The sequence below is a fragment of the Chryseobacterium taiwanense genome, assembly GCF_000813825.1.
In the GTDB taxonomy this organism is placed as follows: Bacteria; Bacteroidota; Bacteroidia; order Flavobacteriales; family Weeksellaceae; genus Chryseobacterium; species Chryseobacterium taiwanense.
Window position 1 is genome coordinate 1 of sequence record NZ_JWTA01000012.1, and the last position, 19,684, is coordinate 19,684.

At 34.6% G+C, this 19,684-nt stretch carries 18 protein-coding genes; 2 read left to right on the forward strand and 16 right to left on the reverse strand.

Annotated elements, in window-relative coordinates; translation table 11 throughout:
* Nucleotides 1-16: 16 nt before the first annotated feature.
* From bglX to RM51_RS13375, 5 genes are all read right to left on the reverse strand, one after another.
* Nucleotides 17-2,344, reverse strand: a complete 2,328-nt coding sequence (gene bglX / locus RM51_RS13355) for a beta-glucosidase BglX (RefSeq protein WP_039370465.1) — start codon at nt 2,342-2,344, stop codon at nt 17-19.
* Nucleotides 2,345-2,512: 168 nt separating this feature from the next.
* Nucleotides 2,513-3,220, reverse strand: a complete 708-nt coding sequence (locus RM51_RS13360) for a carboxylesterase family protein (RefSeq protein WP_039370586.1) — start codon at nt 3,218-3,220, stop codon at nt 2,513-2,515.
* 69 nt (nt 3,221-3,289) lie between these two features.
* Complete coding sequence (locus tag RM51_RS13365; RefSeq protein ID WP_039370467.1) at nt 3,290-4,678, reverse strand: glucoamylase family protein; 1,389 nt, start codon at nt 4,676-4,678, stop codon at nt 3,290-3,292.
* Nucleotides 4,679-4,749: 71 nt separating this feature from the next.
* Nucleotides 4,750-6,174, reverse strand: coding sequence for a RagB/SusD family nutrient uptake outer membrane protein (locus RM51_RS13370; RefSeq protein WP_052248506.1), 1,425 nt, complete (start codon nt 6,172-6,174; stop codon nt 4,750-4,752).
* Nucleotides 6,175-6,185: 11 nt separating this feature from the next.
* Nucleotides 6,186-9,014, reverse strand: a complete 2,829-nt coding sequence (locus RM51_RS13375) for a SusC/RagA family TonB-linked outer membrane protein (RefSeq protein ID WP_084111129.1) — start codon at nt 9,012-9,014, stop codon at nt 6,186-6,188.
* Between the two features lie 413 nt (nt 9,015-9,427).
* Between RM51_RS13375 and RM51_RS13380 the strand changes: the two genes are divergently transcribed.
* Together RM51_RS13380 and RM51_RS13385 are read left to right on the forward strand one after the other, a co-directional pair.
* Complete coding sequence (locus RM51_RS13380) at nt 9,428-10,105, forward strand: DUF4197 family protein (RefSeq protein ID WP_039370473.1); 678 nt, start codon at nt 9,428-9,430, stop codon at nt 10,103-10,105.
* A 41-nt stretch (nt 10,106-10,146) separates the two neighbouring features.
* Nucleotides 10,147-10,452, forward strand: coding sequence for a DUF493 family protein (locus RM51_RS13385; protein ID WP_039370476.1), 306 nt, complete (start codon nt 10,147-10,149; stop codon nt 10,450-10,452).
* A 44-nt stretch (nt 10,453-10,496) separates the two neighbouring features.
* Here the strand turns inward: RM51_RS13385 and RM51_RS13390 are convergent, their stop codons facing one another.
* The 11 genes from RM51_RS13390 to RM51_RS13440 form a co-directional block, all read right to left on the reverse strand.
* Entirely contained in the window at nt 10,497-10,847 is a 351-nt protein-coding gene (locus RM51_RS13390; RefSeq protein ID WP_039370479.1) for an ArsC/Spx/MgsR family protein, read from the reverse strand.
* A 42-nt stretch (nt 10,848-10,889) separates the two neighbouring features.
* Nucleotides 10,890-11,504 carry a deoxynucleoside kinase gene (locus RM51_RS13395; protein WP_039370480.1) on the reverse strand — a complete coding sequence of 205 codons (615 nt, stop codon included), beginning with the start codon at nt 11,502-11,504 and terminating at the stop codon, nt 10,890-10,892.
* A 25-nt stretch (nt 11,505-11,529) separates the two neighbouring features.
* Entirely contained in the window at nt 11,530-12,447 is a 918-nt protein-coding gene (locus tag RM51_RS13400) for a hypothetical protein (protein WP_039370483.1), read from the reverse strand.
* 108 nt (nt 12,448-12,555) lie between these two features.
* Entirely contained in the window at nt 12,556-13,584 is a 1,029-nt protein-coding gene (locus RM51_RS13405; RefSeq protein WP_039370486.1) for a glutaminyl-peptide cyclotransferase, read from the reverse strand.
* A gap of 100 nt (nt 13,585-13,684) precedes the next feature.
* The gene (locus RM51_RS13410; RefSeq protein ID WP_039370489.1) at nt 13,685-14,707 is read right to left on the reverse strand and encodes a glutaminyl-peptide cyclotransferase; all 1,023 of its coding nucleotides are present in this window, start codon (nt 14,705-14,707) and stop codon (nt 13,685-13,687) included.
* A 36-nt stretch (nt 14,708-14,743) separates the two neighbouring features.
* Entirely contained in the window at nt 14,744-15,127 is a 384-nt protein-coding gene (locus RM51_RS13415) for a VOC family protein (RefSeq protein WP_039370492.1), read from the reverse strand.
* A gap of 1 nt (nt 15,128) precedes the next feature.
* Nucleotides 15,129-15,596 carry an SRPBCC family protein gene (locus RM51_RS13420; RefSeq protein ID WP_228375817.1) on the reverse strand — a complete coding sequence of 156 codons (468 nt, stop codon included), beginning with the start codon at nt 15,594-15,596 and terminating at the stop codon, nt 15,129-15,131.
* A complete protein-coding gene (locus RM51_RS13425) occupies nt 15,589-17,202 on the reverse strand; it encodes a Na+/H+ antiporter (protein ID WP_039370494.1) in 1,614 nt (537 codons plus the stop codon). The genes RM51_RS13420 and RM51_RS13425 overlap by 8 nt, the downstream gene beginning before the upstream one ends.
* 54 nt (nt 17,203-17,256) lie before the next feature.
* On the reverse strand, nt 17,257-18,261 hold the full coding sequence (locus RM51_RS13430; protein WP_039370497.1) for a bestrophin family protein: 1,005 nt from the start codon (nt 18,259-18,261) through the stop codon (nt 17,257-17,259).
* A gap of 53 nt (nt 18,262-18,314) precedes the next feature.
* Nucleotides 18,315-18,989 (reverse strand): DUF2490 domain-containing protein, encoded by a 675-nt coding sequence (locus tag RM51_RS13435; protein ID WP_052248507.1) that lies wholly within the window; start codon nt 18,987-18,989, stop codon nt 18,315-18,317.
* A 226-nt stretch (nt 18,990-19,215) separates the two neighbouring features.
* Nucleotides 19,216-19,668, reverse strand: a complete 453-nt coding sequence (locus RM51_RS13440) for a VOC family protein (RefSeq protein ID WP_039370499.1) — start codon at nt 19,666-19,668, stop codon at nt 19,216-19,218.
* Between the last annotated feature and the right edge of the window lie 16 nt (nt 19,669-19,684).

Consider the following 19,684-nt stretch of genomic DNA (forward strand, 5'->3'; position numbering starts at 1 on the left):
TGAGTGGCTTTTTTATTTATTTTGTCCAGTTGATTTTTGAATGTTTCACATCGGAAGAATTGGTACCGATCATGATATCAAATTCTCCTGATTCCCAATCATATTTCAAGTCTCCATTATAGAACTTTAAGTTTTCAGAACTAATGTCAAAGGTAACTTTTTTAGATTCTCCTTTTTTTAACATCACTTTCTGGAAGCCTTTTAATTCTTTTACCGGTCTTGTAATACTTCCCACCATATCTCTGATGTATAACTGAACAACCTCTGCCCCGTCATAGTTTCCTGAGTTGGTTACTGTAACTGAAGCCTGAATGGTCTGGTTTCCTTTTGGATTTGCATTAGAAACCGTCATATCAGAATAATTGAATTTTGTATAACTCAATCCATATCCAAATGGATACAACGGAGTATTACACTCATCCATATAGTTTGAACGGAATCTCTGATATTCACATTTATCTACCAATGTCTGATCTAATGGACGACCTGTATTTTTAGCATTGTAATAAATCGGAACCTGCCCTAAACTTCTTGGGAACGTCATCGGTAATTTTCCTGAAGGGTTCACTTTTCCGAAAAGAACATCTGCAATTGCATTTCCTGCTTCTGAACCGGGAAACCAAGCATTCAAAATAGCATCAGGAGTATCTTTTACATTCGTTAACGCTAAAGGACGACCTGTGAAAAGAACCAGTGCGATTGGTTTCCCTGTCTTTTTCAATTCGTTTAATAAATCTACCTGAGATTGAGGAATTGTAATTTCAGTTCTTGAAGAAGATTCTCCACTCATTTCTGCTGATTCTCCGATTGCCAAAACGATAACATCTGATTTTTTTGCAACCTCAACCGCTTCTTTCAACAATTCTTCTTTTGAACGGCTATCTCTATCGGTTTTTTTACCGTGAGCCGCATAAATGTCTTCCAATTTTGCATCGTAATCAATATTCGCTCCTTTAGCTGAAAGAAATTTAACATCTTTACCATAATTTGCCTGAAGACCTTGCATTAAGTTAACTGAAATAGCGTGTTTTGTAGCTACGCTCCAAGTTCCGGCCATATTCATCGAATTGTTTACCAATGGTCCAATGACAGCGACCGTACCTGATTTCTTCAAAGGCAATACCTGGTTTTCATTTTTCATCAATACCATCGACTGAGCTGCGGTATTTCTTGCGATGTTACGGTTTTCCAGATTGTAAACCTCTTTTTCTGCCAGTTTTGCACTTCCGTATTTGTAAGGATCATCAAACAATCCTAAATCATATTTAGCTTCAAGGATTCTTCTTGCCGCCATATCAATTTCAGCCTGTGTAACTTTTCCTTCTGACAGAGATTTTTTTAATGTTGTTAAAAAACCTTCTCCTACCATATCCATATCAACACCTGCTTTCAATGCCAATGCAGAAACCTGCTGAAGATTTCCCATTCCATGATCCACCATTTCATTGATTCCTGTATAATCGGTAACAACAAAACCTTTGAATTTCCATTGATCTCTTAAAACATCGGTCTGTAACCATTTGTTTCCTGTTGCAGGAACTCCGTCAACTTCATTAAAAGAAGCCATTACAGAAGCTACCCCTGCATCAACTGCCGCTTTGTAAGGTGGAAAATATTCATTGAACATTCTCACGTGACTCATGTCAACCGTATTGTAATCTCTTCCCGCTTCTCCTGCTCCGTACAGTGCAAAATGTTTTACACAAGCTAAAATGGTATTTCCGATTGAAAGATCTTTTCCTTGGTAACCATACACCATATTTTTAGCAATTTCACTTCCTAAATACGGATCTTCACCTGAACCTTCAGAAACTCTTCCCCATCTTGGTTCACGGGAAATATCTACCATTGGCGAGAACGTCCAGTTAATTCCGTCTGCCGAAGCTTCTCTTGCCGCCACTCTTGCTGACTGCTGAATTAAGTTCATATCCCAAGAAGCCGCCAAACCTAATGGAATCGGGAATGTCGTTTCATAACCGTGAATAACATCCATCCCAAAAATCAAAGGAATTTTCAAACGGCTGTTTTCTACGGCAACTTTTTGAACGGCTCTGATCTTTTCGGCTCCTTTTATATTAAATAGTCCGCCCACTAAGCCCATTTCAACTTTTTTCCCAATATCTGAGCTTTTAGCCAAACCAGTGGTAAAATCACCTGAACTCGGTAAGTTTAGCTGACCAATTTTCTCGTCTAGTGTCATTTTAGACAAAAGATTGTCTACAAAGGCTTTCTTTTTAGCCTGATATTGAGCCGTCTGATATGATTGAACTGGCTTTGTTACCATTTCCTGTGCCGAAAACACAGGTGCCAATGCTAAGGTGGCGATTACAATTAACTTTTTCATAAATCTATCTTCTTTAATTATAGTTCTATTTTTTTGTTTTAATTTTTAATAATTTATTTTAAACACAAAGCTCGCAAAGGTTTTTCTTTATAATTATCCTGCTTATTTTTTAGTTCGCAAAGGCGTTTCACTCAGCAAAGACTTCCTGTTTGAAATATTTATACTAAATTATTTTTCTTTTCTTTTTGATAACATCCATTCATACAGTTTAGGATTTGAATAGGTTGAATCCCAAGAGTTATGGTTGTCATTTGGAAAGATTGTCAATTCTGCAGATGAATTCACCGGATGTAGCGCCTGATAAAAGTGAAATGCATTTTCAGGTAAAACTACATCATCCATTCCGCCATGAAAGATTTTCATGTTCAAATTCTTGTACTGATCGATGTTTGCATACATTACTCTATCTGTAGGTGCACAGACCGAAACTACAGCGGCAAACATTTCTGGATGCTCCATTGCCAGCTTCAACGTCCCCCAACCTCCCATAGAAAGCCCTGTAAGGTAAATTCTGGAAGCATCTATCTTGTATTTCTGCTGAATTTCTTTAATCAAATTATAAACAGTCACCGTATCCCACCAAGTGTTTTCCGGGCATTGAGGCGCCAAAATCGCCACAGGTTCCTTGATCAAATTTTTATATGTGAACGGACTGTGCGCTTTCACAACTTCCAGATTAGTACCTCTTTCTCCTGAACCATGAAGAAATACAATCAGCGGAACATTCCCTTTTACTTTCTGGGGGTAATCAAGAATGTAAGATATCTTTTCATGTCTTGTAACTTCTTTATTTAATTCTGCCTTGATTTCCTGAGCGGTTACACTCAACGAAAGTGGCAGAAATAAAAGCAGCAAATGGTTTAGTTTTAATTTCATTTTAAATATTTCAGGTTTTTGTGTGGTTTTGTTTAGCTTCAATTAAACAGACATTCAATTCTCAAAGAATTATTTAATGTTATATTTTTCAGATTTGAAACTTAGTTTCTTTAATCCCTGCTGAATTTCAGGAGCATTCATGAATAGCTTCCATAAAAATCCTGTTCTGTAGTTTTCAATCATCGGAGCAATCGTTCCCTGATCAATTGCTAAATACCTAGGCGTTGTCCAATTATTATAATTGATTGAAGTTGCATCATAAGGTCCTGCAGAACCAATAAATTCAGGTTTTTGAGTGTACATAAATCTCAGAAAATCCATAGATTCTTTTGGTGAATATGGGAAACTACTCAATGCCGCAGTCGGCGTGATTACCCCACGATCATTTTGTGGAAAATGTGCATCATACCCCACACTTCCGTCTTGATTCCTTGAATATCCTGCCGTTAATCCCCAATAATTCGGACCATACCCTTTCCATCCTTTTGGGTTTTCAACACAGTACTTATAATCAATAAGCACCTGATTTTTATTTAAATCAAAATAATTTTTAATCAACTTATCTGATAAGTTCGTCGGATCTAAACCAATATAAGAATACTGAGTCCAAAATAACGGTCCTCCGTATTCTTCGGCTCCGTTATGTTTTACATACATTGGAAGTCCATATTTTTCTTTGTCTGAAAGATAGGTTCCGTTTCTTGTCCAGCCTTTGTAATAGGTTTCAGCATCAATTGAATAAGTTGGTGATGAAGCTGCTAAAATGTAGGTAATCAAACATTCATTATACCCCTGCAACGGGAAGTTCATTTCCCATTGATATTCTGGTGACCAATGCCAGTAAAGAACTTTTTCACCGCCTTTTGTATACCAGTTCCATTGAATTCCTTTCCAAAGCTCATCACATTTTTTGGCAAGCGCTTTTTCTTCTGCATTTCCGTTTTTAAAGTATTCACGAACCATCAAAATTCCTGAAGTTAAAAAAGCTGTTTCCACCAGATCTCCACCGTTATCTTTTTTTCCAAAAGGAACCGTTTTTCCTGTTTCTCCATTGATCCAGTGTGACCATGCTCCTTTATGACGATCTGCTTTTGCAAGGAAATCCATCATATGGGTCAGTCTTCTTACTGCTATCTGTCTTGGAACAAAGCCTCGTTCAACTCCGACTAATATTGTAGCTAAGCCAAATCCTGATCCACCCGTTGTCACAACGTGTTTATCATTATCCGGATAGATATCATCTTCGTGATAACGTTCTCTTCCCAACATGGAATTGGGTTCCGCATAATCCCAAAAATACTTTAGGGCATCTTTTTGCACTCTGTCCATCAACTGCTCATCAGTAATATTGCTTTTTACAGCTTTTACTTTTGAAACTTCTTGTTTGGCGTTTTGGGTATTTTTGCAGGAAATAGCAAATAATGATGCTACAATGATGGGTAATATTATCCTTTTCATTGAATCTTTTTTAAGAGAATATAAAAGAAGAGGAGAACTTTCATTCTCCTCTAAAGTTTCATCTGTAATTATTAGTAACCAGGGTTTTGAACGAAAAGTCCATTACTTTGATTCATCGCATCCAAAGGAATTGGGAAAAGCTCATTCTTTCCTGTTTTAAATCCTTTAGGTCCTAAATAAGTAGCAGCCTGCCCTGTTCTTACTAGATCTGGAAATCTATCCATTTCCATTGCCAACTCTACTCTTCTTTCCTGCCAAATTGCATTTCTTAACGCTAACTGGGTAGAAGCTGTTGTATTTGGCAACTGAGCTCTAGTTCTTACCTTATTAATATTAGTAACAGCAACAGCTGTGTTTCCTAATTCATTCGCAGCTTCTGCATTGATTAATAGGATATCAGCAAATCTTAAAATTCTTAAATTTTGAATAGAACCATAGCCACAAGTACTATTATTTAAAGAGGTTGGAACATATACTTTTTGATTCCACATATTTCCCGCCTGAGGATCTCCTTTATGAATCAAATCTCCTTCAGGAGTTGTTTCTCCTTCTCTCAAAATAGTTAATTCTTTTCTGATATCTCCCGGCTCAAATGCACTTTCCAACTCTGTAGTAGGTGTAAAGAAGCCCCATCCAAATTGATTCCTTACCCCTTGAACCTCAGCATATTGACTACCTCCAAACGCAGCAGAACAATCACAATTCACTTCAAAAACCGATTCTGATCCAAACTCGCCAGCTGGTCTGAATAAATGATTAAAATCAGGATCTAAAGCATATCCCATTGAAATAACCTGATTAGAAGTCTCATACGCTTTTTGATAGTCTTTCATATAAAGGTAAACTTTTGAAAGCAATCCCAAAGCGCCTCCTTTGGTCACTCTTCCAGTCTCTGATGCAGAATAGGTCTGAGGTAAAACTGCAGCAGCAGCAGTAAGGTCTGAAACAATAAAGTTATAAACTTCTGCTACAGAGTTTCTTGGTTTCAAATAAATACCATCTGCCGGTAACCCATCATATATAGGAACTCCTCCGTAAATTCTTACCAAATTAAAATAGAAATAAGCTCTTAACATTCTAGCTTCAGCTACCAATCTATTTTTAAGCGTTTCATCCATTGCTATTTTAGGAACGTTTGTAATCACCTGATTCGCTCTGTTAACAGCTTGCCATTGACCAATCCAGTACCCTCTTACCCCATCATCACTTACTGTAAATGTAAAGTTATCATAGGCATTAATGAATGAGGCATCACCAGGATTAGACCCTTTTTCTACATCATCACCAGTTACTCCAAATACATATTGTGCAGGGAAACCTGTGTTTTCCCAACTTCTTAAAAAACTATAAATGGCACTAGTTGCCTGCACAGCGTCATCCTGTGTAGTAAAGAAATTTGATATATCTTTCTCTCCTTCATCTTTAATATCCACAAAATCATCATTACAGCTTACAATTAATGACAATATAGAAAGTGTTAAAAATATTTTTTTCATGATCTTTTTAATTAAAATGTTAAGTTCATACCGAATGTATAAATTGCAGAAATCGGGTAAATATTATTATCAATTCCCATCTGTACTCTATCAGTATTTGTAATCTCTGGGGAGAAACCGTGATATTTAAAGCTAGTCCAAGGATTCTGTGCACTCACATACAATCTCAATTTTGTAATTGAAAGGGCTTTAGCAAACGTCTTTGGTAAATTATATCCAACCTGAATATTTCTGATTCTGATATAACTTCCATCTTCTACATAAAAACTATTTGGTAAAATAATTGATTGATTAGATGTAATCATAGAGTTCGTATTGGAAGTTCCAGCTCCATGCCATCTGTTATTATACATATCTAAATCCCAAGTTTCATTTCCATAACGCTGTTCACGGTTATAGTTGTATATTTTATTACCAAATACACCTTGGAAATCAATCCCAATATCAAATGAATAAACATTAAAATTAACACCAAATCCATAAGTCCCTTTAGGAATAGGGCTTCCTAAGAATGTTTTATCTCTTGAGTCAATAATTCCGTTACCATCCTGATCTGCAAATTTAAACCATCCCGCTTTTGCTCCACTTTGTCCTGATGCTGCAGCTTCTGCATCTGTTTGGAAAACTCCTGCAACTTGATAACCGTAATAAGAACCCACTGCTTGACCTTCCTGCAATCTTACAATAGAATTTCCAAATAAACTAGCTCCAGTTTCTAAAAATGATCCACCGTATACTGATGTAATTTCATTCTTAAGTGATGCAAAATTACCATATACTCCAAAGCTAATATTATCATTAATCTTATTACTATAATTAACTGATACTTCAAAACCTTTGTTATTAAAAGAATAGGCATTGGTTTTATACGCATTCCAGTTACTTGCACCTGATACAGTTCCTTGAAAAACATTGTAAACAATATTTTTGGAATCTTTATCGTAATAAGCCGCATCAATTTTCAGTTTATTATTAAACAATGCCATCTCTAAACCAACATCTTTTCCTGTGGTAGTTTCCCAACCAATATTTGTATCTACAAATTGGTCTATAGTTGCAGCAGGGTAACCCGTATTTCCAAAATATGCACCTCCACCAATAATCGATACGTTTTGGTTGAATCCTCTACCTACATTAGGATTACCTAATTCACCATAACTGGCTCTAAGTTTCAATAAATTGAAAACATTTTGCTCACTCATAAAATCTTCTTTAGATATTACCCAACCAGCACTAACTGCAGGAAAAGTCCTAGATCTATCAACATTAATTTGTGAACTGGCATCTCTACGAATAGAGGCATTTAATAGATATTTTCCTTTGTAATCATAATTAACTCTTCCGAAGAAAGATTGAATTCTTTGTTGATCTTGATCAACACCGGAAACAACATTATCATCTCTATCTATACCGCTTACATATATAATATCCGTTCCGTTTGCAATGTTTAAAGAACCATTTGTTCCATCATAATGAACATTTTTTGCTGAACTATAATCTTGAGATAAAGTAGTTCTTGTTCTTGAAAAGCCCGCAAGCACTTCTAAATTATGATTTCCTAAGCTTTTTTTCCAAGTAATCGTATTATCCCAAACGTAATTTCTATTTCTAAAATTCCTTGTAATCAAAGATGAAACACCTTGACTAGCTGCTGGAAGATAGGTTTTAACTGGAGTATATTCGTATTGACTAGGGCTATAATTATCACTAGAATAACTAATTCTAAATGTAAAGTCTTTCAAAAACTTCAACTCTCCCCATATATTATTAAGCAATCTCTCCTGTCTCACCTGAGAACGATAAAGATCAAGACTAGCTCTTGGATTAGCAGTAGAGTATCCATTAAAATATTGATAATCTCCCGTATTGGAGTCCATTACTGAAAATATTGGAGGAGTAATAAAAGCTGTTAACAGAGGATTCTGTGCTACGTCAGTACGCATCTTGGAAAAACTGAAATTATCTCCAATGGTAATATTGTCCGTTATCTTATAACTAAGGTTTACTTTAGTATTAAATCTATTAAAACCACTTCCTGAATTAATTCCCTGACCTGCAGCTAGGTTTCCTTCATCCTGAAGATATCCTACACTAGCATAATAATTAAGTTTTTTCCAACTTCCTGTTGCAGAGAAATCATTAGAGTTGATGATACTTGTACGGAAAATTTCTTTGAACCAATCCGTATCAGCAGGATAATCAGCTCTTGAAATAGACCCTACACTAGAGCCATTATCATTCATCAACTTCTCATTGTACAATTCTATATATTGATCAGAATTGACCATCTTAGGAATATTCGTTACTTTTTTAATTCCAAAATAAGAATTAAAGTTATAAACAGGTTTTCCTTTCCCCGTTTTAGTTTTGATGATTATAGCTCCATTTGCTGCTTGAGCTCCAAAAATAGCCAAAGATGAAGGATCTTTCAAAACACTCATTGACTCTATATCCTGAGAACTAAGATAGGATATATCAGTAGTTATCATTCCATCTACAATGAATACTGTATTTCCTGTTAAAGAACCAACACCTCTAATATCTACTCTGGGAGAACCTCCGGGAGTACCCGAATTTGTAATATTTACCCCTGCCAATTTCCCTTGAATTGAACTGATTGGATTTGCATTAGGTTTATCTGCCAAGTCTTTTGCAGAAACAAGGCCAATACTACCTGTTATGTTTTCTTTTTTCTGAGATCCATAACCAATGAGTACCACTTCCTCAATTTTCTGTTCCTTAGTTACAGAATCTTTTTTAGGAGTAACCTGCGCATTGACATTCATACCAAAGTATAGAACAGCAATGAGACATGAATACTTTAAATCACGTTGTTTCATATAGTTTAATTTTATTCGTACAATCAAGTCAGGATAAAAACGTATTGTTTTTATGGTCTTTTATGGAAAATTCTTAATTCTCAAAAAAAGACATTATTCAAAAGTAAAAAAATATCTTAAACAATGTTAAAGTTACTTAAAAAATAATATAAATCACAATAATCAAAATAAAAACTTAAAAAAAATATTAAATCTTTAAATCATTCATTAAAAAATAACAAAATAATTAAATTATCCACACCACCAAAAACATGGAAAATCCATAAAAAACACCTAAAAACGACTATCAATGCTTCTTTTTTAAGCTTTAAGAAATTTCTCTGATCAAAAAGGGAATAAATACTGTTATTTTTTCGTTAAATCTTTACCTTTGGTGCAGTATTTGGAAACACTAAGAATAATTTAAAATATCAATGAAAAAATACATTATAGCCGCGAGTTTAATAATAGGAACAGGAGCAATACTCTCTACGATTACTCATTCTTGCACTTCTTTAGCGACAAGTGATTTAGGATTATCTATCATCAAGAATATTTTGTTGAATGGTATTGATAAAGGAGCAGGAATCTATGGAAACAGAGAGGCTTTTCTTCAAAATAATCTTGTTGACAAGGCTTTACCAAAAGAGTTAAGAGATATTAATGCTACTTTGGAGAAAATAGCACCTTCATTGGTAAAAAAAGAAAGAGAATACATTGCTGATGCAGCTGTATTTACCGTAAATATATCAAAACCAATTCTTCAAAATGCCGTTCACAGTCTGAATGCGCAGGATGTCACTAGAATCATCCAAGGAGAAAAAGGTACAGCAACGCTTATTCTAAAGGAAAAAACTTCTCAGCAGCTTATTACCGCTATTTCTCCTAAGGTAGAGGAAGAGCTTAATAAATACGGAATTGTAAAGACCATTAATACTGCTTTATCAGGAAGCAATCTATTAGGAAGCCTTTTAGGAGGAAATAAATCGAGTGTAAATGCAGGCGGATTAAGCACTTTAGCTTCTGAACAACTGGTAAACGGACTCTTCAATATTATTGAAGATTATGAAATTCAAAACTCTAAGTCGCTTTTAGGACCACTTGGTAAATAGAAAAAAAATTGCTATATTTATATATAACTTTATAACTGCAGATGGACATATTACAAGGAAATCAACACGCAAGCCCTGAAGATTTTTACAAGTCTTTAAAGGCTAAACTGGAAGATCATCACGATTTTCCGGAAGATTATTTATTCAAATTTATCATTCCTACAGATCAGTCGAAACTTACGGAAATATATAGGGTTTTTGACGGCATTAAATTTACACTGGGAAACCGTGAAAGTAAAAACGGAAAATATACAGCCTGCAATATCAATGCATTTGTTTTAGATGCTGATCAGGTAGTTGCGATCTATCAAGAGGTTGCGAAAATAGAAGGAGTAATCTTATTATAAAAAGAAAGTCAGCGTAAATGCTGACTTTTATTTTTTCGATCTTATTAAGCCTTCTCAACAAAGCTTTTCACATTTTCAAAAGGTCTTCCTAATATTGCCGAAGAACCTTTTATTAAAATAGGACGCTGAATCAGAGATGGATTCTTTGATAACACTTCAATCCAAGCATCATCAGAAAGCTGTTGCCCCACAAAGTTATCCGTATACAATTTATCTGTTGCCCTTATAATATAGGAAACATCTTTTCCTAACTTCTTCAAGACTGTTTTAATCTCTAAAACACTTAACGGCTCATTAATAATATCAATAACTTCAAACGGAATATTATTCTGTACTAAATAATCTACTGCCGCATTTGATTTTGAACAATTCCCGTTATGTAAAACTTTAATCATCTTTTCTGTTGTTGCTGTATGAAACTATTGCTCAATTAACTTTTAAAACAAACCATTTAGTTCGGCTTCTATTTTTTCCAAGATAATACCAAAGTCTTCCGGTTTTTCCACAAAATCCAAATCATCCACTTCTATAACAAGCAGTTTTCCTTCAGTATAATTAGAAATCCATTTTTCGTATTTCTGATTCAGTTTTGAAAGATATTCAATACTGATAGATGCTTCATACTCTCTCCCTCTTTTGTAGATTTTCTTTACCAGATTCGGAACATCAGATTTTAAATAAATCAATAAATCCGGAGCAGAAACAAAAGATTTCATTAGATTGAATACCGAAGCATAGTTATTGAAATCCCTGTCCGAAAGAAGATTCATATCATTCAGGTTTTCTGCAAAAATATGGGCATCTTCATAAATCGTACGATCCTGAATAATATTTTTCCCACTCTCTCTGATCTCTTTTACCTGACGAAATCTACTTCCCAGAAAATAAATCTGTAAAGCAAAACTCCATTTGCTCATATCTGCATAAAAATCTTCCAAATAAGGATTGTGATCTACATCTTCAAACTGAGCATCCCAACCATAATGTTTAGACAACATCGTAGTTAAAGTCGTTTTTCCGGCTCCAATATTTCCTGTAACTGCAATATGCATCTTTCGTATATTATTTAACTGATGATTATAAATGTTCTACACCCAATGACTGAACTTCTGAAACTTCTTCGATGAGTTTTATTAAATCCGGCTGCTCTTTTTTATCTTCAGATTCGTCAAGATTTTTATTCTCTTTTTGTATAGGTTCCGGTTCTGTTTGAGGTTTAGGTGCTTTGTTATTTTCCAGGGTGTAAAGATAAAGTTTGTTGGCTTTGATTTCAAAATAAGCCAGTGTGTTTTTATCCACAATTTGCGCATCGGGATCTTCAAAAATCTTAACTAATTCTTTACCTGAATTATAGCTGAAAATCGTATTTTTAGCGATGATCATGATGACATCGTTTTCTCTTCTGAAACGTTTTCCGTTTTCCAGATCAGCTTCAAAAAGCTTTTCAAACCTGAGTGTAAAGACTCTGAATTGCTTTTTAGTCAAAACATATACTTTATTATCGAATACTAACAGATCGATAAGATCGTCGAAATTAGCATCAAAAGGATAAGAATTGATGGTCGTTTCATTTCTGAAGTTGTACTGCAAAAGACGTTTTGTACTTTCATCCATCAACCAGATCTGCTGCAGATCTTCAGCATAAGCATATTTTATAAAGCTGAATTTTTGTTTGAAATCTATTCGCTGTATTTCGTTCAAATTCTGATCTACAAATTTCAGTTCCTGAGCATTTTCAGAAAATAGAGCAACACTTAAAGGATTTTGAACGTTTTGAGGTTTAAAAGGTACGGTAAGCATCATTTTCCCGATCTGCTTTCCGGTAGAATCGTATTTTGTAAAACTAAAGTCTTTGTTTTTATAAATATACAGGTTGCCATAGTCATCAGCAAGCATATCTCCTGCTTCTTTAAGCTTTAAGCTGTCTAACGGAAGAATTTTCTGCGCAGACAACGAACAGAACAAGAAAAATAATATAATCTGTAAAAACTTCACTCAGTTTCTTTTAATACGGTAATATACTGAAAAAATCTAACTCAAAAGATTGTCAAAGGTACTGGAATCATTTTTAAGATTCACTACATTCGGCAGAATCATTTTATGTTAATTTTTTATAGCGACTTCAAAAGTTTTTGACCAGTTTTTCCCTGTAACCATCATATTTTCTCCTTTAAAGGCAATTCCGTTCAGTACATGCTCAGTGTTTCCCGCCATATTATCTTCGGTCATTTTTGTAAAATCAAATTTCCCCACAACTTCTCCGGTATTAGGATTAATTTTTAAAATGACAGGTTTAAACCAAACATTCGAATAGATAAAACCATCATGATATTCCAGTTCATTCAGTTTGTCATACATCTCTTTATTTCCCACAACAGAAACTGTCTTTACCACTTTTGAAGGATCATTTACATCCAGAAAATATAAATTACTGGAACCATCTGTTGCAATAAGATTTTTTCCGTCGTAGGTCAATCCCCAACCTTCTGCAAGTGCATTGGGTAAAGGAAATTCTGAAATCTTTTTGAAGGTATTTTTATCATAAACGAATCCTATTCTGTTCTGATAGGTAAGCTGATAAATTTTATTTCCTATAATGGCACAACCTTCAGAGAAAATATTGTCTGCCTGCTTTTCAGTAATAATCGGATTTGTACTTCCTAAAGTATATTTTATAAGCTGAGAAGAACCTTCAAGTCCATCGCTTTCGTACACTGTGTTTCCTTCCAAAAGAAATCCTTCAATAAAACCATTTTCATCATGCGGATATTCTGCTGTTACTTCATAAGCAATGTTCTTCTCCTGATTTTTTGTAAACACATTGATGGTAGCATCCTGATTCAATGTTTCTCCACTTTTCGTTTTGATGATAAACGTAACTTCATTTTCTCCTAATTCAAAAAACTTAGGATCAATATTCAAGGCCGAAGTTTCTTTATCTCCAAAGCTGATGGTAATGGTTTCTGCATTATCTGTAATTTCTTTCGGAAGCGTCAATTGATCTCCAAAATAGTAGCCTTTTGATTCCATAGAATCGTTATATCCTTTTAGGGAACTTCGCATTTTGTCTTTATTGTTACAAGACGTGAGCAGCATGATTGATGCAAAACAGACTAACAGATTTTTTTTCATTGAATTTTTACTCTTTATTCAAAAATAGTGTTTTTCTATCACTAAAAATAGCGCTCCTAAGGAACGCTATCATTATATTTTAAAAATACTTATTGCTTTATTATTTAATAGCAACTTCGTAAATTTTCGACCAGTTTTTACCGGTTACCAACATATTGTCTCCTTTGAAAGTAATTCCGTTTAATACATCATCACTTCCTTTCGTGTTTTGCTTGGCAATTGCTGTAAAATCAAATGTCCCAACCACTTCTCCGTTTTCAGGATTAATTTTTAAGATAATTGGTTTTTGCCAAACGTTTGCGTAGATAAATCCGTTGTGATATTCAAGCTCGTTTAACTGATCGTAAGCCTGAGAACTTCCTGCAACAGCAATTGTTCTCACCAATTTTGAAGGATCATTCGGATCTAAAAAGTATAAAAGTTTACTTCCGTCAGAAGCAATCAGGTTTTTACCGTCATACGTCAATCCCCAACCTTCTCCCAATACATTCGGATAAGCAAATTCTTTAATCAATTTTAAAGTGCTTTTATCATAGATATATCCTTTTTTACTCTGCCAAGTCAGTTGGTATACCTTGTCTCCTACAATCGTACTTCCTTCAGAAAAATCTTCCTGAGCTTGTTTTGTAGAAGCAAGAGGTGTCGTAGTTCCTAATGTATATTTCAAAATCTGTGAAGAACCGTTCTGTCCGTCACTTTCATAGATGGTATTTCCTTCAATCTGGAAACCCTGTACAAAGTTTTTAGGATCATGAGGATATTCTGCTACAATTTGATAGGCAATATTTTGTTCAGGATTTTTTGCAAATACGTTGATGGTTGCATCCTGATTCAAAGTTTCTCCGCCTTTCTTTTTTATGTTAAAAGTGACGGCATTATCTCCTAATGTAAAAAATTTCGGATCTATTGTTAAATCTGAGGTTTCTTTGTCTCCAAAGCTTATAGAAACGCTTTCTGCATTGTCTGTAATTTCTTTCGGAAGGCTAAGTTTATCTCCAAAATGATATCCTTTAGCTTCCATAGAATTGTTATAATCACTTAATGTATTTAAGATTTTTTCATCTTTGTTACATGAAGCTAATAACAAAATTGCAGCAAAACCTGCTATTATATTCTTTTTCATTGAATTTCTAAATATTTCCCCCAAAAATAGCAAAATTTATTCCGCTTTTCTAATTTCTTCAATATGTTGACCAAATTGTAATATATATCCGTTATTATCATAGATCGCGAACTCTCTCATTTCCCAGTCAAAAGTTTCTATTTCGTAACAGATCTTGGTTTTTGTTTTCAAATCTTCCCAAAGCTCATTTATCTGATCTACTGTAAAATAAAACGAACCTGTAAAACCAATTCTATTAAAGCTTTCATGTTGATTCGGTTTTGTCAACATGATTTCTACTCCGTTTTTTTCCAATGAAGCCCATTCCCAATCTTCATTTCTTTCCTGTAGGGTAAAACCTAGGATTTGGGTGTAAAAACCAATCGTATCATTGAAATCTTCTGTCCATAATATCGGACGAAGTGCTTTAAATTTTGACATCTTAATTTTCCAGATAAGGTTTTAAACTTTGTTTAAGAATTCCGTTCCAGCCGTCTGCAAAGGCTTCTCTGGAAAAATTAGCTCCTAATTCTTTCAGATGATCAATATCATCATGAATAAGGGTGACAGAAGTTTCTTCACCCTGACTATTCAATTCCCAGGTTACGGTTGTGATTCCGTCTGACAATTCAGGATAAGACCAAGTATGTTTTAATTTTTTATTAGGGATTATTTCTAATATCTCGCCTTGATGATGGTATTTCCGTTCTTCTCCCGGTTCATAGAAATTAACAACCTTCCCTATTTCCAATTCAAAATCGGAAATATCAAAATACCATGATTTCATTTCATTTTTGTCTGTCAAAGCTTTCCAGATTTTTTTAACCGGAGCTTTTATTTTATACTGAACTATAATTGGGATACTCATTATCTTCTTATTTACTGTTTCTTTTGTGAATTCTTTATCCATGAGAAAAGCCCGTAATTTTAGCTTCATCAAAATCAAGCTGCATTTCAATAGTCCTCATTACGTGATCATCAAATATTTTCTCACGTTTCAATCGATGAAGTTCATTTCTTTGCGCCTGAATAATCTGTCTCATGACATCTTTATTTTCATTCATTGCCGTCACGTAATCGCCTGTTGTTGCCATACATTGCACTTTATCTGCCATCATCATCATTTCGTTTTCCAGCTTATGTTTTTGATGTTGTACAAGGCTGTTTTTTCCAGCTAATTCAGAGAAATCATCATCCAGTTTTTGCAAAGCCGTTTCTTTTAATTTTCTCATTAAAATGACTTCCTGCTTTTCTTCAGGCAACTCACTTCCTGCATCGTCTATTTTTAAGAATTTTAAAATCGGAGTAAGAAGCAATCCTTGCCCCACCAAAGTAATCAATATAATGACAAAAGTAACGAACAGGATAATATTTCGGTGTGGAAAAGCTTCTCCATTCGGTAAAAATGCCGGAATAGATAATGCTGCAGCTAAAGAAACTACGCCTCTCATCGCTGCAAAACTTATAATAAAAGGTTCTCGCCAATCGGGTTTTGGAACTTTCAACCTCAGTTCTTTTGAACAAAGTCTTGGGAAATACATGACCGCATAACTGTACAGAATTCTGGTAAATATAATCGCTCCTCCAATTATAATACTATAGAAAATACCTTCAGAAATGGTATAATCTTTCATTCCTTCTACCACAATCGGCAATTCTAACCCAATAAGGATGAAAACAATGGTGTTCATTAAAAAAATCAGCACGCTCCAAACATTTCCGGACTGAATTCTCGAAGTATGGCTTAAATAACAATGGGAGTTATAAGACATCAGCAATCCACCTGCAACGACAGATAATACTCCTGAAAAATGGAAATGTTCTGCTGCCACATACATGATGTACGGAACAATCAGAGTGATAATGGTATCAATATTTGAGTTTGACGGAATAATTCTTAACAATGCTCCGAAAAGTAGTCCAGATCCTACTCCAATCGCAATTCCACCAATTGCCATGGTGAAAAAGTCTTTTACCGCTTCTCCAAAAATGAATTGTCCTGAAATAACAGCCGCTAAAGCAAATTTGAAAACAATTAAACTGGAAGCATCATTAATCAAACTTTCTCCTTCCAGAATACTGGTTATTTTTTTAGGGATTTTCATATGTTTCAAGACTGAAGTTGCAGCGACTGCATCGGGCGGAGAATTGACACCTCCTAATAAGAATCCCATGGCTACAGTAAGCCCCGGAATAATTGATGATGAAAGATACGCCACCACAATGGAAGTTAGAAACACCAACCCGAAAGCCATAGAAAATATCTGCTTTCTCCACTTATGAAAATCCTGCCACGAAGTAAACCACGCTGCTTCAAATAAAATGGGAGGAAGAAAAATAAGAAAAACCAAATCGGGTTCTATTTCAATATGAGGCATTCCCGGAATAAGGCTTATTAAAAGTCCTGCAATTACCAGAAATATAGGATAAGCCACTTTCAGCTTTTGCCCTATCATTACCAATATCATCACAGACAACAATACCGCGATTGATATTATGACATAATTGTGAATCATTTATTTATATTTTATGAATGAATATTATTTTTAAATGTTTGTATTTCAGCAAACCTAAAGTACAATATTATTTTTTGGAGCTAATGGAGATGGAAGGTCTTTTTCATCCAACATATCTCTCATATCAATTTCTATGGTTCGGCTGATCTGTGTAATCGGAACATCATTCGGACTTCCTTCAAAAGGATTCACAGAGGCTTCTCCTACACTGTCCAATGTATGAAAACACCAAGTTACCAATAATGAAAAAGGAATATTAAACCATAAGGTAAATCCTTCTAGAATAGTTCCGTCGCCTAGTTTATCAAATTCTTTCAGCAGCCCGAAAGGCACGAAGACAATAAACAGTAACAAAAGATAGGTTGTGATGGAAGAGAAATTTCGTGGATACGGAAAATTTTTAATTCGCTCCGCTTTTCCCTGGTTGTCGGTAAACTTTATCAATTGCTGATTGATCTGAGCCCATTGAAAATCATTGATCTCTCCGTTTACATACGCCTGTGATAGTTCTTTACTCTGTTGTGCCATCAGCTGCGTTGCCCGGTTTTTCTTACTTAAAATATATTGAAGTTCATCTTTAGTAAGGTATTTTTCAAGCTCATCTTCCAGTTTTGATAATTTCTCAGGAATATCATATTTTTTTGAATATTCATCAAACTGGGCCGTATTCATATTTTCCCAAGCTCTGGATTCCCGCAACTGAAAACGAAGCGCCGTAAGCCATGCATAATGACGCAGAAACATTTCCTTTACTTTATCCTGATTTTTTGCAGAAAGTGAATCTCTTAGAATATAGCCAAAACTTCGGCTGTCGTTGATAATAGCTCCATAAATTTGTCGCGCTTCCCAAAGCCGGCTGTAACTTGCATTATTTTTAAACCCAACAATAAAAGCAACAGCAGTTCCCATAATTGCAATAGGTTGCCACGGAAATGAAAGAAAAGTACAACCTAAAAAGTACAATACTGTAGGAATTGCCGATAATACCATCAACCAAAGAATACTTCTCTTGGTCCAGACAGCAAATTCACGGGCTCCGAATCTTTTTCCTGAATGCATAATTGTTTATTGGTTTTTAATTTTTTATATCATTGTTTTCTGAAAAAAACTCTTTAGTCTTTCGTAAAAGGAATATTATTATAAAATCCGATCTGAATCTGCCCTCTGTTTCGGGTTTCCTGAATCTGATTCATATATCCGGCTTCAATTCTCATATTTTTATTAATTACATATCCCAACGCTCCATAGACACGGTTTCTGTCAAAAGTAGGACTGTTAAAGTGCAGAAAAATCTCATTATACACAGATCCATAAAAGGTCTTAGGCAGCATCTCTTTATTATTGATCGGAATATTCAATCCTAACAGATATCGGAACCTCATCCTGAAATCATCCTGTAAAAAACGTTCTTCTAAACGGTATCGATGCTGAATATTAAAACGCCCGAACTTCTGCTTTGTAATATACTGCTGGAAAATACGGTGTTCTACATTTTCCGTTTTCTCTCCGTTTACATACGGTCGGCTCAATATAAAACCATAGCCTAATAAAACGTTATTATTATTTTCCGTTAAATCGTACCCAATTCCTGTACGGATTAAAAGCTGTTCCAGATCTCCGCCTGCATCAAAGTTTCGGTATTGAATCTCATTATGAAAGTTCAGCTTTTTACTTATTTTATTGTTTCCGAAATACATATACCAAGCTCCCAAATCACTTTTCTGCGCATATGAACATGTAGTTCCTAACATCAACAAGCTTGCTGCCCATATTTTTAAAATCTTCATTTCTCTATTTTTTAATTATTAAAATCTATCGAACCAATAAAATTCAATATCAATTATCAATAATAAGAAAAATATATTTTTTATAAAAATTTTCTTCTCTGTTTAAAATCAGCTTGAAACTTTATACTCAAATTTAAAAATTTTTGGAGTGCAGTGGATATAAAAATGAAAACCGACAGTAGCTGTTACCGTCGGTTTATATTTCTATTCTATTTTCAGAGTGCTCCTATGGATGTTGCTGCATTTTTGCAGGATCATCATAGTTTACCATCCAGCCAATCCCGAATTTATCTGTAAACATCCCGAAATAAGCTCCCCAAAATGTATCTGCCATTGGCATAGTCACCGTTCCTCCTGCTGAAAGACCTGCAAATAATTTATCTGCTTCTTCTTTCGATTCTGCATTAATAGAAATTGAAAAGTTATTTCCAGCTTTAAACTGAGAAGCCCATTCACCTCCTGTATCGCTTCCCATCAAAACTGTTTCTTTAGAAATCGGAAGAGAAACGTGCATAATTCTGTTTTTTTCTTCTTCAGACATTTCTCCGCATTCTTCTGATGGAGGCATTTCTCCAAAAGTTCCGATATATGGATATTCTCCACCAAATACTGATTTATAAAAATCGAATGCTTCTCTGCAGTTTCCATTAAATGTTAAATAAACGTTTACTGACGCCATAAATGTATTTTTTTAG

Bases quoted from the DNA above. Each gene is read 5' to 3' on its own strand.
- RM51_RS13360 (WP_039370586.1), bottom strand. From the start codon at position 3,220: ATGAAATTAAAACTAAACCATTTGCTGCTTTTATTTCTGCCACTTTCG.
- RM51_RS13370 (WP_052248506.1), bottom strand. From the start codon at position 6,174: ATGAAAAAAATATTTTTAACACTTTCTATATTGTCATTAATTGTAAGC.
- RM51_RS13415 (WP_039370492.1), bottom strand. From the start codon at position 15,127: ATGTCAAAATTTAAAGCACTTCGTCCGATATTATGGACAGAAGATTTC.
- RM51_RS13390 (WP_039370479.1), bottom strand. From the start codon at position 10,847: ATGATTAAAGTTTTACATAACGGGAATTGTTCAAAATCAAATGCGGCA.
- RM51_RS13435 (WP_052248507.1), bottom strand. From the start codon at position 18,989: ATGAAGATTTTAAAAATATGGGCAGCAAGCTTGTTGATGTTAGGAACT.
- RM51_RS13430 (WP_039370497.1), bottom strand. From the start codon at position 18,261: ATGCATTCAGGAAAAAGATTCGGAGCCCGTGAATTTGCTGTCTGGACC.
- RM51_RS13375 (WP_084111129.1), bottom strand. From the start codon at position 9,014: ATGAAACAACGTGATTTAAAGTATTCATGTCTCATTGCTGTTCTATAC.
- RM51_RS13405 (WP_039370486.1), bottom strand. From the start codon at position 13,584: ATGAAAAAAAATCTGTTAGTCTGTTTTGCATCAATCATGCTGCTCACG.
- RM51_RS13380 (WP_039370473.1), top strand. From the start codon at position 9,428: ATGAAAAAATACATTATAGCCGCGAGTTTAATAATAGGAACAGGAGCA.
- RM51_RS13395 (WP_039370480.1), bottom strand. From the start codon at position 11,504: ATGCATATTGCAGTTACAGGAAATATTGGAGCCGGAAAAACGACTTTA.
- RM51_RS13410 (WP_039370489.1), bottom strand. From the start codon at position 14,707: ATGAAAAAGAATATAATAGCAGGTTTTGCTGCAATTTTGTTATTAGCT.
- RM51_RS13440 (WP_039370499.1), bottom strand. From the start codon at position 19,668: ATGGCGTCAGTAAACGTTTATTTAACATTTAATGGAAACTGCAGAGAA.
- bglX (WP_039370465.1), bottom strand. From the start codon at position 2,344: ATGAAAAAGTTAATTGTAATCGCCACCTTAGCATTGGCACCTGTGTTT.
- RM51_RS13385 (WP_039370476.1), top strand. From the start codon at position 10,147: ATGGACATATTACAAGGAAATCAACACGCAAGCCCTGAAGATTTTTAC.
- RM51_RS13425 (WP_039370494.1), bottom strand. From the start codon at position 17,202: ATGATTCACAATTATGTCATAATATCAATCGCGGTATTGTTGTCTGTG.
- RM51_RS13420 (WP_228375817.1), bottom strand. From the start codon at position 15,596: ATGGATAAAGAATTCACAAAAGAAACAGTAAATAAGAAGATAATGAGT.
- RM51_RS13365 (WP_039370467.1), bottom strand. From the start codon at position 4,678: ATGAAAAGGATAATATTACCCATCATTGTAGCATCATTATTTGCTATT.